The organism is Pseudomonadota bacterium, from assembly GCA_018242545.1.
In the GTDB taxonomy this organism is placed as follows: domain Bacteria; phylum Pseudomonadota; class Alphaproteobacteria; order 16-39-46; family 16-39-46; genus 16-39-46.
The window spans coordinates 1-15,550 of record JAFEBT010000047.1 but is presented as its reverse complement, the minus strand read 5'-3'; the positions used below and the strand labels follow the sequence as shown (position 1 = coordinate 15,550).

12 protein-coding genes are annotated in these 15,550 nt (G+C 31.3%); 5 read left to right on the top strand and 7 right to left on the bottom strand.

Annotation, left to right across the window (positions count from 1 at the left end):
* The 4 genes from JSS34_06540 to JSS34_06525 all read left to right on the top strand — a co-directional run.
* The coding region (locus tag JSS34_06540; protein ID MBS0185979.1) for a hypothetical protein at positions 1 to 356 on the top strand (356 nt) is incomplete at its 5' end.
* A gap of 548 nt (positions 357 to 904) precedes the next feature.
* Complete coding sequence (locus JSS34_06535; GenBank protein ID MBS0185978.1) at positions 905 to 3,346, top strand: SEL1-like repeat protein; 2,442 nt, start codon at positions 905 to 907, stop codon at positions 3,344 to 3,346.
* Positions 3,347 to 3,631: 285 nt separating this feature from the next.
* Entirely contained in the window at positions 3,632 to 4,876 is a 1,245-nt protein-coding gene (locus JSS34_06530; GenBank protein ID MBS0185977.1) for a hypothetical protein, read from the top strand.
* Between the two features lie 180 nt (positions 4,877 to 5,056).
* Entirely contained in the window at positions 5,057 to 7,102 is a 2,046-nt protein-coding gene (locus JSS34_06525) for a hypothetical protein (protein MBS0185976.1), read from the top strand.
* A 28-nt stretch (positions 7,103 to 7,130) separates the two neighbouring features.
* Here JSS34_06525 and JSS34_06520 read toward each other — a convergent pair whose 3' ends face one another.
* The 7 genes from JSS34_06520 to JSS34_06490 form a co-directional block, all read right to left on the bottom strand.
* Entirely contained in the window at positions 7,131 to 7,931 is an 801-nt protein-coding gene (locus tag JSS34_06520) for a hypothetical protein (protein ID MBS0185975.1), read from the bottom strand.
* Positions 7,912 to 8,904, bottom strand: coding sequence for an Ldh family oxidoreductase (locus tag JSS34_06515; GenBank protein MBS0185974.1), 993 nt, complete (start codon positions 8,902 to 8,904; stop codon positions 7,912 to 7,914). The genes JSS34_06520 and JSS34_06515 overlap by 20 nt, the downstream gene beginning before the upstream one ends.
* Before the next feature lie 47 nt (positions 8,905 to 8,951).
* Positions 8,952 to 9,743, bottom strand: coding sequence for an SAM-dependent chlorinase/fluorinase (locus tag JSS34_06510; protein ID MBS0185973.1), 792 nt, complete (start codon positions 9,741 to 9,743; stop codon positions 8,952 to 8,954).
* Positions 9,730 to 10,161, bottom strand: coding sequence for an HIT family protein (locus tag JSS34_06505; protein ID MBS0185972.1), 432 nt, complete (start codon positions 10,159 to 10,161; stop codon positions 9,730 to 9,732). The genes JSS34_06510 and JSS34_06505 overlap by 14 nt, the downstream gene beginning before the upstream one ends.
* A 447-nt stretch (positions 10,162 to 10,608) precedes the next feature.
* A complete protein-coding gene (aepX, locus tag JSS34_06500; GenBank protein MBS0185971.1) occupies positions 10,609 to 11,502 on the bottom strand; it encodes a phosphoenolpyruvate mutase in 894 nt (297 codons plus the stop codon).
* Positions 11,503 to 11,617: 115 nt separating this feature from the next.
* Entirely contained in the window at positions 11,618 to 12,424 is an 807-nt protein-coding gene (locus tag JSS34_06495) for a DUF2608 domain-containing protein (GenBank protein ID MBS0185970.1), read from the bottom strand.
* Positions 12,425 to 12,442: 18 nt separating this feature from the next.
* Complete coding sequence (locus tag JSS34_06490; protein ID MBS0185969.1) at positions 12,443 to 13,993, bottom strand: nucleoside monophosphate kinase; 1,551 nt, start codon at positions 13,991 to 13,993, stop codon at positions 12,443 to 12,445.
* 319 nt (positions 13,994 to 14,312) lie between these two features.
* On the opposite strand from JSS34_06490, the gene JSS34_06485 reads away from it, so the two are divergent.
* Positions 14,313 to 15,251 carry a phytanoyl-CoA dioxygenase family protein gene (locus tag JSS34_06485; protein MBS0185968.1) on the top strand — a complete coding sequence of 313 codons (939 nt, stop codon included), beginning with the start codon at positions 14,313 to 14,315 and terminating at the stop codon, positions 15,249 to 15,251.
* Positions 15,252 to 15,550 lie beyond the last annotated feature (299 nt).

The window sequence follows — 15,550 nt, the reverse complement described above, 5'->3', positions numbered from 1 at the left end:
TTACAAGAGATATAAGGCATTTATCATCTATTCTTCCTAGATCTATTTTAGATCGTTTTTTAAAAGGAAAAAGACTCTTACAAATTTTTTATCGTGCTGATGACGAAAATATTGTTCTTTTGAGGCAATATTTAAGAGAGTTTACGGCACATCCTACTCTGATACTCACTCCTGCAGACAGATTACACAGAAAAACATTAATAGCTGATGATAAATATGTTGAAGGCTCATTTAATTGGCTTTCCTCCGCAAGAACACTTAAAGATGATTATTTTCTTATGGAAACCTCTTTTATTTTTACAGGACCGGCAGCCCACAGGTTTATAGAAGAATTTTATCGTTCTATGCGTTTTTAGTTCTTTAGAAAAGTATCTTGTTTTCTAAATGCAGAAATAAAAATTTTAAATTGTGAGAAATTTTGAATGGATTCTTTAACTAAGATAAAAACATACTCTTATATGTCCCTATCGACATACTGTTTCGCGTGCTTGGGGTCTGCTCAAATCCGCACACGTTCATATATCAGTTGTGAAGATCTACAAGACGCTTGACCGGTATACTTATAAATAGGCCAGATACCATTCGACAGAAGCCTCATACAAGTAATGAAAACTGATTATACTACCATGTATATCTATCATGTTAGCGACATATAATAATATCCTCTTTACAATTAAATTTTAAGTTTCCATAATGATTCCTTCCTTAATAAAATTAAGATTTTTAATTATTGTAGGTACATTCTTAATGTTATAAAAAACAAGTTAAATATCTACCATTTTAAATATAGTGTGCGTTGTTATCCGATTTATAGAGATTTTTAATGAAAGGAATTTTAGAATTAATATTTTGTTTAAAAATTACTGTTTATACCATTTTCAAAATAAAGGAGTAATACACTCAAATGATATATATACGTTTTTCACTAATATTGCTTCTATGGGTTTATATATTTAGTGTAACATATTCTGTTGTTGCTATGGAAAAAGAAATACCACATGAAGATACAGTACTAAAACACACTATTAAACAAATCTCTTTAGACGTAAAAAAAGGACATAAAGATGCTTTAGAGCTATTACAAAGAAACGAAAAAGAACAAGGAACAGCTAGTGGTTTATCGGCTGCATATTTAAGTTTACTTTATTGGGTTGGTGATAGTCCAATAATAACAAAAGACCCAGACATCGCATTAAACTATGCCTCTAAAGGTTTTAAGTATCTTAAGCAATTTGCAGAAGAAGATGATAGAGACTCTCAAACTATTCTCGGTAGTTTACACTCTTCTTATATGACTTGTTTTGATGACTACATTGCTCTTACATTTTACAGGAAGGCCTCTGCTTCAGGAAGCCCAGAAGCTCAATTTCGCCTTGGCGTAATGTGTAATAACGGCCGGGGAATGGGCCGAAGTATAAGTGAAGCTGAATTTTGGTTTCAAAAATCCGCTGCTCAAGGAGATTATAATGCAATATGCGCTTTAAAATTTAAACATGAAGGAATGAACAAAAAAACTGTTCAATGCCTTTTAGAAAGTCCAATTTATGTGCTAGATTTGGGAGGAAATTATATTAGAGATAAAGGCGTAGAGACCTTATCTGAAGTTCTTCCACAAACTGCTGTAACTTCACTTATATTATGGAATAATAGAATAACAGATAAAGGATTAGAGCCTCTTTCAAGAATTCTTTGTTCAACTCAACTTCATACTCTTGTTCTATGGAATAATGGAATTGGAGATATGGGTATAAGTTTTTTGGTAAAAGGTCTTAATAATACCAAATTACATACATTGGATCTTGGAAAGAATCACATTAGCGACAATGGAGCAACAGAATTAGCAACAGTTTTACCTACAACCTCTCTAAAAATTATTCATTTAGGTGAAAATCAAATAGGAGATGTTGGAGCAATAAATTTAGCAAAGGTTCTTTCTAAGTCAAAAGTAGAATCTTTTGACCTAGGAAAAAATCGTGTAGGCTTCCAAGGTGCAGTAGCTTTAATAGAAGCTCTTCCTAACACAAGGATAAGCAATTTAGATTTAGGTGAAAACAAAATTGGTACTCAGGGAGTAAAATCACTTTGCAGAGTTCTTGCACCTTCGAGCCTTACCGTTCTTGATCTAAAAGGAAACAACATTGGAGATGAAGAATTAGTTGCTCTTTCAGCTGCACTCCCTGGCACACAAATCCATTCATTTGGTCTCAAAGGAAACGGTATAGGAGATCGAGGGATCACAACACTAGCAACATTTCTTCCCCATACTAATATCACATTTTTACATTTAAGAAGTAACCAGATAGGAAATGAAGGCATGATTTCTCTAGCTGGAATATTAGATCAAACAAAGATACATACCATTAACTTAGGTGGCAATGCTATTAAGGAATCTGGGCTGGAAGCCCTATCACGAACGCTTCCAAAGACACAGATACATTCTCTTCACTTAGGTGGAAATCCAATAGGTCCTCTCGGTGTAAAAGCATTATCATCTTCACTTTCCAAATCAAGAGTACGAGCTTTAGATCTCAGTGGTACGATGTTAACAGATGAAGGAATATACTTTCTTTCTGAAGGATTGATAGGATCGCAAATAGAAACTCTTGATTTAAGTGGAAATCAAATTTCAGAAAAAAATATAGAAGCATTTGCAAGGTGTCTTCCAAGTACTCCAATTTGTGCCCTTTACTTACGAGGAAATATTATTAAGGCCTTAGGAGCATACTATCTCGCAAGAACACTTTCCCAAACACGTATACATATTTTAGACTTAGGAGATAATGGTTTAGAGGATGAAGGAATAAGATACTTATCTCAAAGCCTCCCTGGAAGCTTAGTTCAAATGCTTTACTTAGGGGGAAACCATATTACAGATGAAGGGATAGATAGTCTTTCAAAGGTACTTGAGAGTTCTTTAATTGTTAAACTTAATCTTGAGCATAATTTTATCACAAGTAAAGGAGCAAATATTTTAAAAAGGCTTCTTCCAAAAACTAAAATTTATACACTTAATCTTGAGGACAACAAAGAAACTGCATCTAAGTCAGGTATTATAGAAAAGGCAGCACGTGACTTTTCTATCGTTTTATCTGAAAGTATCAATGAAGAAAATATATTAGAACAAGTCCAACAAGCAATGGGAGAATACTCTTCTGTTATCGAACAAGTTCAAATAATTAATGAGTCTTCCTATGAAAAATTACTTCCTCATGTGGTTGAACGTTTAAGGATAACGCCAGGAAGAAAAAGTGTTTTATTTAGAGTTATTTTCAGTTCATCAAGCAAAAAATTTAATAAAGCAGAATTGGAAGCTTTTGTAGATTTAATTAATAAAAAATTTCAATAAAGAGGATGCTAAAAATTAAATTCTTCAAAATTGTATAAACTCTTAATTGGTTGACTTTGTAAGCAATATTTCTGATCAATAAGAAAAGAACATACAAAATTTTCTTAGAGTTAATTTACATGATATTTTTAAAATCTTTATGATCTTTATTTTTTTAATTTTTTTTAAGTGAATATTAATATAGAATATTGAATTAAGGAAGAAAATTCCACAATTTTGTAAAGGCAAGACTCTAAAAAATAAGTGTTAGTATGATGCCCCTAAATAAGACAATCTTGGAAATCTATGTATACCCAGTTATTTCCTTTATTTTTCTCTTTTTTAAGTTTAATACTTTTTAGTATTTCGTGTGAAGCAATGCCAAAGTGGCCAATTAAAGAAATGGATTTACTTGCCTCTCTATCAAGAAAAGCGCTCTCCCATAGAAAAGAAAAACTAGCTCACTTTCTTAATATAAGAGACCTTAGTGATCCAAGTCATGGACCACATGCTGTTAATTTGGTTGTTGATAAGATAAAAGAAACATTCTCATCAAAATTAGATAACCCTTCTATACTTTTTTGCAGAGGCGGGCCTATCTCAGACGTTACAGAAGAGTTTGATGCACTTTATATTCCTTCCACCGATAAACAGAGATCAAGCAGATATACTCGTTATATTTCTGAAAAACAAATATTACGAAGCCATACAACAGCATTAATCCCTAGATTTCTTAAGAAAATAAGGTCAGAAAATATTAATGATGTTTATGCTTTTTGTCCTGGTATGTGCTATCGACGTACAGTTATCAATAAAATGTATACGAGCGAACCTCACAAGCTTGATATCTGGCGAATTAAAAGAGGAAACTTATTGGAAGAAAGGCACTTAGAAGACTTAATCGAAATAGTACTAGAAGGCATAGGAATAGGCTTAGAATATCGGACCCAAAGAACATCTCATCCATATACATTGAAAGGGTTAAAAATTGATCTAAAACTCGGAGCCGACCAATGGATAAGGTTAATGGAGTGTGGTCAAGCACTTCCACAGTTATTAGAAGATAGCGGTCTTGATTCTAAAAAATATACAGGCCTTGCTTTAGGATTGGGGCTAGACCGCTTAGTTATGGCTGTTAAACATTTAGATGATATACGACTTTTAAGATCGGATATTCCTTCTATTAAAAGCCAAATGACAACGCTTGCCCCGTATGAACCCACCATAGATAGATATAAAACTTTTACCCGTAATTTTACTTTTACATCCTTATTTGATATAGAAGAAGAAGATTTATGCGAACTTATTCGAGAGATTTTAGGAGAGGATAGCCGTTTTGTGGAAAAACTTCAATTACTCTCTCCTGATAACAGATTTCCAATTATGAATTTACCTTTAAGTACCAAACATTATACTAAAGTTAACCGTTATTCTTTCAACCTCATATTTGGATCAAATGAAGAAAAAATAACTAGTAATCAAGTTGATTTTCTTTCTGCACAAATTACTACTGCATTACACAATATCCAAAAAATCCCTCTTATAAATTAATAATGAAACCTAATCCAACCAGAGAGTTGCTAAAAAATTTTCTACAACTCTTTTTACTTAAACTACTTGACAAATATTTAAAAAGCTCTCTACCATCTTAAAATAATCTTTAAGTCTAAATATATTATAATATTTAGCTCCGTCCTTTATGCCTTTAAATATTTTCCTATGAATTGAAATATGAAAAAGCTTAGCACGTTTATCTTAAAATTGTTAAAAGAAAAAATTTTGCTTTTATTACATGTTTTTATACTGATAGCACTCCAGGATATAGTATTTGCTATGTCTTCCGAAGACTTTGAATTTTTGAGAGAAAATGATTCCGCTTTTTTTACTCAAACACATAAGCCCCAAGTTTTTGAATTGCAGAATCAGAAGGCATACATATCATGTGAAACACTTGAGAAAGCTGAAAGAAATTATCTTGTTCCTTCAATTTATGGGTACGACTCAATTGATGGTTATCAGGAAGATATGGTTGAAATTTATCGAACCGGGACAAGAGCTTCAGGAATTTTTATAGACCTATACAGTTCGGCATTATTGAGTCAATGTGTTTATGAGGTCCAGAACCCTCTTCAAAGGCAAAATTCAACAGCAGTCTTATCTAAAGATTATAGTTTTTGTGATAGAATTTTGAGAAAGTTAAAATGCCTTTCTTCAGTGTATCCAGCAAAAATTAAACTTTATGATATTAATCTAGTTAGAAGATTTAAAGAAAAGAGAGATTATAAGGAAAATATTTGTTTTGATATGATGGATAGTAATGTAAGCCTTTTACATCCTCTTAAATTTCTCTCAAGTGATATACCTCCACAACAACCAAGGCCTCCAGCTACAAGGCTTAGAGATACAGAAATACATAAAGATATTAATGTAAAAAAATGGTTATGGAGCTCACCATTAAAACGGAAACAAATTAAATTATTTATGAAATTGAATACACAATATGGAGACGAGTTAAGAAACTATGAATTTCATATACCGGAATTAGAAGAGATGTTTGACACTATAGGTTACTTTTTTGAAAGATCCTTTGTTTTTAAAGAAAAGACAGAAAATAAAAATAAAATAGAAGGCTTACTTAAAGAATTGAAAGATCTTCATAAACAAAAAAAATTAAGTTTTCCTCGATATAAGATATTCTTATTAGGGACACAAATATTACTTAGCTCCCAGGAAAGAGACCCTGCAAGTGAATTTTTAAGCGACTGCAAAACTAGACCTCATAAATTTTGGTGGTATCCTGATCATTTGGTACTTATTTTAGGTTCAAATATTGACCCAACGAGTATATTAAGTCTGGAATTAGGAATAAAAAAACTTGAGAAGAAGATCACAAAAAGAAAAGGGGATAAAATAAGAGTATATAATAACGTCCTTAAGCAGCATATAGAAGATGGTCGAAGCATCCCTATATTAGGAACAAATCCAGCATTCGGTTTTACAGACGCAATTTATGCTATTTTAAATGGGTTACGACCTTATGGCGTTTCTTTCAATAGAGCACAATTACATAACACATTTTATACAGAATTAGTAGATGCTCTTATACATGATTTAATCCATAATAATTATGTAATGGATGTTCAAGAATCATATGAAACTATAATAACCGAAGAAGGTACGACTTTTATGGACCTCCTTAGATTCTTATACAATTCTAGTTTTGATGAAGATGTGGGAACTTATCAAAGGACTCATTATGGTCTTTTTTTACTGCTTCATGATCCAGATCCAGTTCAATTTAATAGGTTATATAGAGAACTTTCTTTTCAGCTTCTTGACACAGAAACTCATCTTGAAAGACCAGACGTAAAAAGCTCAGAATCATCAGAAGCTGAAGCTTTAACCCCTAGATTTAGAGATCACAAAAAACTCTCTAAAGGCTATGGAAACTATAATCAATTCATATTAGCGGTTAAAAATTTAATTGCTCTAACTTTGAGAAAATATGATCTTACAGATAAAAGTAAAGAAGCGTACCATCCAAATGAAATGAGAGTAGCTCTTGTGGATTCTTTTAGATATCTCAAAGAAATTGGCTTAGATGTTACAGAAGAACAAATTAATCTTTTTGACCCTCACTATGATCTTTCAATGGAAGAAGCTACATATTTAAAAACACAACTACAAGAAAAGTTAAATTTTCTTTTTGTCGATTTTTTATTTAGTAATCCAGTTTTTAAAAAGGGTTACTTTCTTATTCCAATTAGCTCTTCATAATATATCTTTATTCAAAAATATCAGATACTTAAGAAGTACTTAATATTCTTAATTCTTTTTCCGCATACTTTTTATTAAAAATAGAAATAAGAGTTTCATGAATAGATTCAAGAGTTGTTAAAATATATAAAATTTCTTCTTCCAGTTGCTTGTTATCGCTTTTGCATTCAGAAAACATCAGCTTGTATTCTTTTAAGCGCTGAAGAAAGTTTACATTTTCCTTAGGAAATATTTTTTGAAACATATTTTCATTTATTTCTTCTTCAATTATTCCTTCTATAACAAACAAACTATTTCTTATTGTATGTTTCGTACGTTTTACTGCATGGCATAGGTATTCGTGCAAATCTTTATTTGAGTTTAAATCTAGTATTAACCATTTATTTTTTAAATCATGAATTAAATAAGAAATATTTGCTAAACAATCTAATTGCTGTTCTTGTAAACTTACGGTCTCTTTAAAAGGTGCTTTATTTTGAAGGAGTGAAACTGAATTTTGTAAAATTTTATTATAATAAATAGGTTTAATCCCGTGATGATGAAAAGGACTTGAAAAGTCTTCATAAGTAACAAGCGTAAGACTAAGTTTATATGGAAAAATTGTTTTTATCTCATTATAGAGCCAACGGTGTTGTAGTAAAATACTCTTATTAATTTGAAAAACAATAAGGCTTAAGTCTAAATCGCTCCAATTTTCTATATAAATATGATCTTCATGGACCACTCCACCGCGTAAAAGTAAATCATATACGCCCTTTATAGTTTTTCCTTTTTCAGTAAAACATTCAATAGCTTGTTCAAAAATTTTTTTAAAATTTGTTTGGCTCATTTTTTATTACTTTTTCTTTATAGGAATCAAATAAATCTACAATTTTAGAAGATACCTTTATTGTTTTTTCTTTATGTAGCTGCTGCATGTAGGCTTTTTCTCTAGGAACGCAAAATTCAGCATTTTGAGAGCGAATAAAGCCCATAAATTCTTTTAATTCATACTGAAACTTTTCTAAATTTGTAAACTGCTTAACATCAATTGCTAAAAAGAAATCTCCTTTATTAGGTTTTTCATCCATATAGCGCGTTCCAGTAACTTTGTGGTTACTTACTCCTCCAAATAAATTCCCAGCAAGTATACTTATCAAAAGAGAAATTAAACTGCCCTTAATATCTCCATCAAGAGTTTTTAAACCTCCTGAAAGAGCTTCTATTGGAGAGGTTGTTTCTTTCCCTTCCCGATCAACAGCCCAATTAATAGGAATGGAACTAGAGGTATCAGCATATTCCATAATACGCCCTCTTGAGACTTTAGAAGTTGCAAAATCAGCTGTTAGTAAATGGGGTTCATAAGGAACAGAATAAGATAAAGGATTTGTTCCGAAAGTTTTTACTTTTCCTCCTTTAACTACAACAGCAGGAGAGGACGTTGAGCAAGCAATTCCTATACTCTTCCTTTTGCTTGCTAATTCAGTATAATAAGAAAGAACACCTAGATGTGAAGAGTTAATTACACCTACAAGTCCAACCCCGGTGCTCTGTGCTTTTTTGACTGCTGTCAACATAGCATAGTGACCAATTGGGTATCCAAGTCCATATTGTCCATCTATTACTGCAAAACTTGGGCCTTTAGAAAGTACGAGAGGTGTTGCTGTTAAAGAAATAGAGCCTTTACCTATTCCTTCGAGAATTTGGAAGATACGATTAGTTCCATGCTGGTGATGTCCATATCTATCTCCTTCAATAAGTACTTCAGTTGTAATAACAGCATCTTCTTTAGAAACATCATGATATATTAAAATTTCTTGCAAGGACTTTCGTACCATATTTATAGATAATCTCATTTTATCGACAAACCCTATTTAGTAGAAACTTTATCCCAGGTAATAATATCTCCTTCTTTTACCCCCAATTCTGCTGATGAATTTAAAGAACGGACCCGTCCAAGCTCAGGGAGGCCATAAAGCGAGCTCCCAGTAAATAGAACCCATTCTCCATCTTTTTGAAGTTTCATTTTTTCAGTATAATGAGCCGTTAAAATAAATTTTTCATTTAGAAAAATTTTAAGAAGATCTCCTTCATTTAGATCTGTAATTTTTGGAGCCTTAATTTTCATTAATCCAAAATTATCACAATGAACCACTGTCCCTGTTTTAATATTAAAATTATGCAAACAAGTCTCGTCTCTTTTAATTCCAAGAGAATCTAAATCTTGATAGGCATAGAGACGAGCCACTGTTGGAATTTGAGCATATTTTCCACCAAAAGATCTTCCTTCAATATCTCGATTAATTTTATTTTCATATAAATAATTTAATCCAAAATCTTCAATTAGCCAATTTAAATAACCTGAATTGTTTCCAACGAAAGTAATCCCTGTTTTTGTTTCCCCAAAAAGACGCATTGGATTTAATGAAGTTCCACTTACAATGATTGCAAAAAGTGTTTCTGCAGGATAAAGGTCTGCAAGTAACCTTATTATAAAAGCTGCATTCACAACCGAAAAATTTTTTACTTGCGCAATAGGTGAAATTTGAGGAGAAGAAATACCAAAGGAGGCTAATTCATTTAAAAGAGTTTGATGCATTTCATTGAATGCAATGTCAATGCAATCTGTAATAATAACAATTTTTCTATTAGAATATATCATGTATGTTTTCCTCAATTAATTGCGCAATAGTGTTATGCACTTTTAGTGGAATAGAGAATTTTCTATTATATGGTGAATAATTCTTTCCCCATCTTTTATCATTAAATGCTAAGCCTTCAAAATAATGTATGTTTTTATAACGTGGAATTATATGTACATGAAGATGAGGAGCAATATTTCCCAGGGATGCATAGTTAAACATATCAGGAGAAAACAATTTTTGAATAATTTGTTTAATATGCGGGGTAATCTTTCTAAATTCCTTCCATTCCTCAGAGTTCATATCTACAAAGTCAACTGCATCATGCCTTTTAGCCCATAAATAAGTTCGCCCTAAATAGCATTGATTAGGATGTAAATATAAAATCCAATTCTCAAATTCTAAAATCTTAGTTCCTGTTTTAATTAGGTTTTTCATTTTTCTAAACCTCTATTTTAAAAACATTTAGAATAACATCCAAATTCAATTTTTTACAAGTTACATATAAATTATATTTAATACAATTATTAAAAATGAAATTTTTATTTTTTAATAAATTACATATTTCATTTCAGAAGGTATTTTTAAGGATGAAGGATAGTAAAAAGACATAAATTTTTCAAAACAAAGGAAAAGAAGAAAAAATGCTCTTTGTTCTGATCGAAAATCTTGTAGAAAAAACCATGTTAATGGTATCGAATCTTCTTTGTTTTTTTACTAAAAGAAAATTAAGTAAATTTAATGGCCTGAAAGATGACATCCTCTTATTGTAGATTAAAGGATGCAAGTTTAGATTTAACTATACACCATAAAAATCTTTACAAACTTCCCCCGGTTCATTTAAAAGTTTTCTCTCTAAAGGCATCTAGACCCATATTTTTTTATCTAGCTTTCCTTGATTATTTTAGGAAGATACTTTTCTTCAGCAACCTTCAATTCATCATAATGAAGAATATTAAAAATTTCTGACATACTTGTAATATGAGGCTCAGTATTTTGAAGAGATTCGGTATGAAAAATTTCTTGCAATGTTTTCTTCATAGATGCATAAGCAGCCCGAAAACTCTGGTTTGCCCAAATAATAGCAGCAATCTGAGCTTTTTTAAAAAGTGAGGTTGGGGTCTTATAATACTTAGTAGGAACAATTATTAAAGGAATATCAACTGGGCATTTTTTTACAAATTCCAAAATTTCATCTCCTGTTTCTTTTTTGGAGTGAATTAAGATAGCATCTGCACCCGCTTTAAAATAAGCTTCAGAGCGCATAAGAGCTTCTTCTATAGGTAATCCACTTACAAGTGACTCCACACGAGCAACAATTGTAAAATTTTTATCTTTCTGAACATCCTTTCCAGCCTTTATTTTTCCGCAGAATTCTTCAACTTGCGCAAGACGGTCCTTTTGTTCAACAAATGAATTGAGTTTTGGAAATACCTTATCTTCAATACAAACACCAGATATTCCTCTTTGTTCTAGCTTATAGATAAGGCGCCGAAAATTATTGAAGTTACCATAACCAGTATCTCCATCCAACAAGATTGGGATATTCACAGCATCTGCCATATATTCTAGTATATCTAAAGTTTGTGTCCATGAATTTTCATTACAATCTCTCAAAGCTAAAGAAGAAGATATGGCAAAACCTGAAGCCCAAATAGCTTGAAAACCAACATCTTCAACAATTTTTGCGGAAATTCCATTATGAGCTTCCATTAAGAAGCTTGTTTCATTTTTATTCGTTAATATTTTACGCAATTGAAAATTTTTATTATTTATCATAAAAAAGAATCTCCTTACTACATTGAGTTTATGGATTATCTCTGTTCAGAAAAATCTTTTCCAAAAAAGATAATTTTTTAAATATGGATTTTAGCTTAGTTATTTTCTTCTATTTTCATATTTTAATATCCTTGTTTATTTCTGCATCAGTCAACCATAACTGATGATTACGCAAAAAAGTAAATTGCTTTCTTGCAAGCTTTACATCTGGAAGCTCTTGCAAGTATTTTTGGTTTTTATAACAAATTCCGATAACAAACATATAATTTTTAAAATAATTGTACATTTCCTTAACCCAATCTTCATTATCATCTATATAGATAAGGGTCTGCCAACTTTTTTGTGTGACATCAAAAAAAGCTTGTAGGGCCATAGCTTTAGAAGTTTTAGAGGTAAGAATCACACCTTCTTTAAAAACAGGAAAACGAACCTCATGTAGAGCCTTAAATTTTATAGGTGGAATATCCTTAAAACTTTCAGAGAAGTTAAACCCAAGATTTTTTAATTGATTTATTCTAACATCTTCAATTGGATTAAACTCGGCATAAGCTCCTGTCTTTCCTTGGGAAAGGGCTAAAAGTGAATGTCCTTGTTTTCTAAGTACCTTGAGAAAAGGGATCATATTCTCATCTAAAGGCTCAAGACAAATTCTTTGAATGAGTTTACCATGTAAATACTCAAAGAAAGAAATTTTTATATTATTCTTTATTAATTTTGTTTTTTTACAAAAATCTTCTTTCAATTCTTGCATAAGACTTTCATAAAGCAATCTACTGCTAGATCGTAAAATTTTATCTTTATGAACAACTAAAACATTATCTATATCTGTTACAATAAGGCTTCTTGGAGGAATCTTGAGTAATAATTCCTTCAGTTCTTTAAAAGTTGTAATATATAAAATTTGGTTATAAGGAATTTCCAATTTCATAATGCTCGGTTTTTAAGAATTTTCACTTTTTACTTCTTCATCACTTAACCACCGATGCTCAGAACATAACAAGTCGAATTGCCTTTTTGCTAATTCTTCATCAGTATTTTCTGTTAAAAATTTTTTATTTACATAATGTATAGCAAGTACAGGCATACGAGAGCTAAAGTGCCTGTAAACTTCCTCGACCCAATCTTTACGATCATCAATATAAACAAGCATCATCCAAGATTTTTGTAGACGACTAAGAAAAGATTCTAAACAAAGAGCTTTTGATGCTTTGCCAGTTAGTATAACACCTTCTTTAAAAATAGGAGGCGAAGAAGTAAAAGGAACCTCAAGTATGGTAGGAACATAACCTGGAAAACTACTAGAAAAATTAAATCCTAAAGCTTTTAACCGTTCTACCCGAAGATCTTCCATTGATTCAAATTCTGCATAAGGTCCTGTTTTTCCTGCAGACAATGCCAAGACAGCTTGCCCTTGATTTCTAAGCCTTTCAAAAAGCTGAGGACTTTCTTCATCTAAAATTTCAATGCGTATATCTCTAATAAGAAGTCCATGTAAATACTCAAAAAATGGAATTTCTTTATTCCCAATTTTCTTCATTTGATCTTTAAAATCATCTTTTAATTTATCCATCAACTTACGGTAAATAGCTTTGCTTGCAGGTCTTAAAACTTTATCCCTATGATAAATAAGAACATTATCTATATCTGTAACAATTAAGCTACCACTTGGAACTTGATTTAAAACTTTTTTTACTTCTTTGAAAGTTGAAAGCTCAACAATTTGACTCTTTAAAGATAATTTATGAACTGGTTCTAAAGCTAAAATCTTTCTTATTTCTTTTAAGACTTCGCTACTAGGAAGATTACCATTAACCTTATAAAAGTTCGGTACTGCTTCTCCTTCCATTAAACGGATAACATGAAGGACATTGTCTTCAAAAGCTTTAAATCGTCGAGGTATCGATCCTAGAACATCTCCAGCACGAGGCATAAGTTGCCCCATACATTCAACGCAAGTTTCTTGATCTCTAACTTCATCAGATAAGCGACTATAAACTAAGCTACACTCTGTACAAACTAGACGATTTAATATACGCTGCTCAGCTATTATTGGATCTACCTCTATATAAATAAATCGTGTTTTTATCATTCTATTCCAAGAGTGCAAAACTTCCTCTAAAGCTTTAAATTGAGTAATCATACGAGGAAATCCATCTAAAACTAATTTTTGGGATTGACGCATAGCATTTTCTAAAAAAGAATTCACAACTGGAATTACAACATCGTCAGGTAAAAATCCACATGCAGACTCAATTTGTTCCTTATATTGCACTCCAATAGGAGTTCTTCTTTTAAGCTCACTACGAAAAATATCTCCTAAAGATATATGTAAATATGAGTCTTCCTTTAAAGATTGAGCTATTGTTCCTTTCCCAGCGCCCGGACGCCCAAATAGAACAACCAATTCAAAATCGTCTTTTTCAAAAGCATTGGTTGGCGTTACCATCAAAGATACCCATAAAAGTAATCCAAGTAGAATAAGTCTTATCATAAGTCAATCTTTCTTGTATAAGATTAGCTATTCACTTCAATAATCTATACGCTAAACTTAAATACATATTTATAAAACTATTTTTTTAAAAATAAAAACTTTTTGTAAATAATTTTTTAAACTATATGTGAATTTTCATCTGCGTTATTTTATAAAAAATTATATTTTATGTTTTTAATCAATTATAAAGGAAAATTATGAATTCTACATTCCTCTAAATTATAGAATTTAAAAACATCATAAAAAAGAATTTGTAATAATAATTTATGTCTCTTATATTACTAATTATTTTTTTCTGTAATTGAAAGGATAAACAATAATGAGCCAAGAATCTATTAATATACCACTTAATAATACTGAATTAGAGAATTGGCATCAAAATGGCTTTCTGCTTTTAAAAAATATCTTAAAAGAAGATGAAACCAAAAAGTTATTAAATATCGTTGACAGAATAATTTTGAAACATCATTCAGAAAAATTAAAAGAAAAGAATACAAAATTTGCACACGGTAAAGAATATTTTAATATTCATAATCCATTTGATTATACGAAGCAACTTGATTACCTTTTAGACCATCCAAAAACGTTTGATATCGTTACATATTTAATGGGGCCTTACATACAAGCAATGAGTTGTCATATCTTTGTTCGCCATCCAAGTTCTTCAGTTACAACTAATATTGGAAAATTTCATACAGATTCTGGTCCTGCTTTGCAAAGAATTTTACCTACTCGTGAAAATTTACCCTTACAGCTTAAAGTCCAATTTTTTCTAACAGATATTAATACTGACAATGCAAGCAATTTTATTGCTATTCCTGGTAGTCATATAAAAAGAGTTACATATCATCATCCATATTGTTTAATCCCTGAGTGTAATAAATACATTGAACAAGGACAGCTCCCCCCTGATGCCGTCCAAATTAAAGCTAAAGCAGGAGATGTATTAATTCATTCCTTATCTCTTTGGCATGCAGTAGCTTCAAATAAATCACCTAATACACGGCGGAGCATCTCAATTCGCTATGGCCAGATGTGGTTTAAAGACTATTACTTTAAAATAACAAAACATATTTTAAAACGAATGACGCCACGACAAAGACGATTATTAGGAGATTTTGGAAATAATGTCAGAGGCGATGTTGCCTATCGCCCTCCTGATGACCATGTTCCACTTATGCTCGGAGAAAAAGCAGCAGCTTATGGATGGTCTTTAGATTGGATGCAAAATAAATCTATTAATGAAGGATATCTATAAATATTTATCTTTAAAATCGTTTTCATTTCCGTTGCGTTGGTGATAATTTGGAGATAATATGAAAATTAAAGATTTGAGATTTGTTCTAAACTCATTCATCTAAAAGACTTTTGGAGAAAAAGAATTCATATACCACAACAGACTTAAAATCTGTCGGTCATATGGCCGTGCCAGTTCGAGTCTGGCAGCGGGCACCACACTCAAAACCTTATAAAATAAGGGATTGAGAGCGGAGAATGGCAGCGGTATAATTCTTCAAGAATCTCGGAAAATGGGTCCCATTTTCGTTACGTTGGTGA

What these genes read in the sequence shown, in the direction of transcription:
- JSS34_06505 (MBS0185972.1), bottom strand. Translation starts at nt 10,161, where the DNA reads ATGAAAAACCTAATTAAAACAGGAACTAAGATTTTAGAATTTGAGAAT.
- JSS34_06520 (MBS0185975.1), bottom strand. Translation starts at nt 7,931, where the DNA reads ATGAGCCAAACAAATTTTAAAAAAATTTTTGAACAAGCTATTGAATGT.
- aepX (MBS0185971.1), bottom strand. Translation starts at nt 11,502, where the DNA reads ATGATAAATAATAAAAATTTTCAATTGCGTAAAATATTAACGAATAAA.
- JSS34_06510 (MBS0185973.1), bottom strand. Translation starts at nt 9,743, where the DNA reads ATGATATATTCTAATAGAAAAATTGTTATTATTACAGATTGCATTGAC.
- JSS34_06525 (MBS0185976.1), top strand. Translation starts at nt 5,057, where the DNA reads ATGAAAAAGCTTAGCACGTTTATCTTAAAATTGTTAAAAGAAAAAATT.
- JSS34_06485 (MBS0185968.1), top strand. Translation starts at nt 14,313, where the DNA reads ATGAGCCAAGAATCTATTAATATACCACTTAATAATACTGAATTAGAG.
- JSS34_06530 (MBS0185977.1), top strand. Translation starts at nt 3,632, where the DNA reads ATGTATACCCAGTTATTTCCTTTATTTTTCTCTTTTTTAAGTTTAATA.
- JSS34_06535 (MBS0185978.1), top strand. Translation starts at nt 905, where the DNA reads ATGATATATATACGTTTTTCACTAATATTGCTTCTATGGGTTTATATA.
- JSS34_06490 (MBS0185969.1), bottom strand. Translation starts at nt 13,993, where the DNA reads ATGATAAGACTTATTCTACTTGGATTACTTTTATGGGTATCTTTGATG.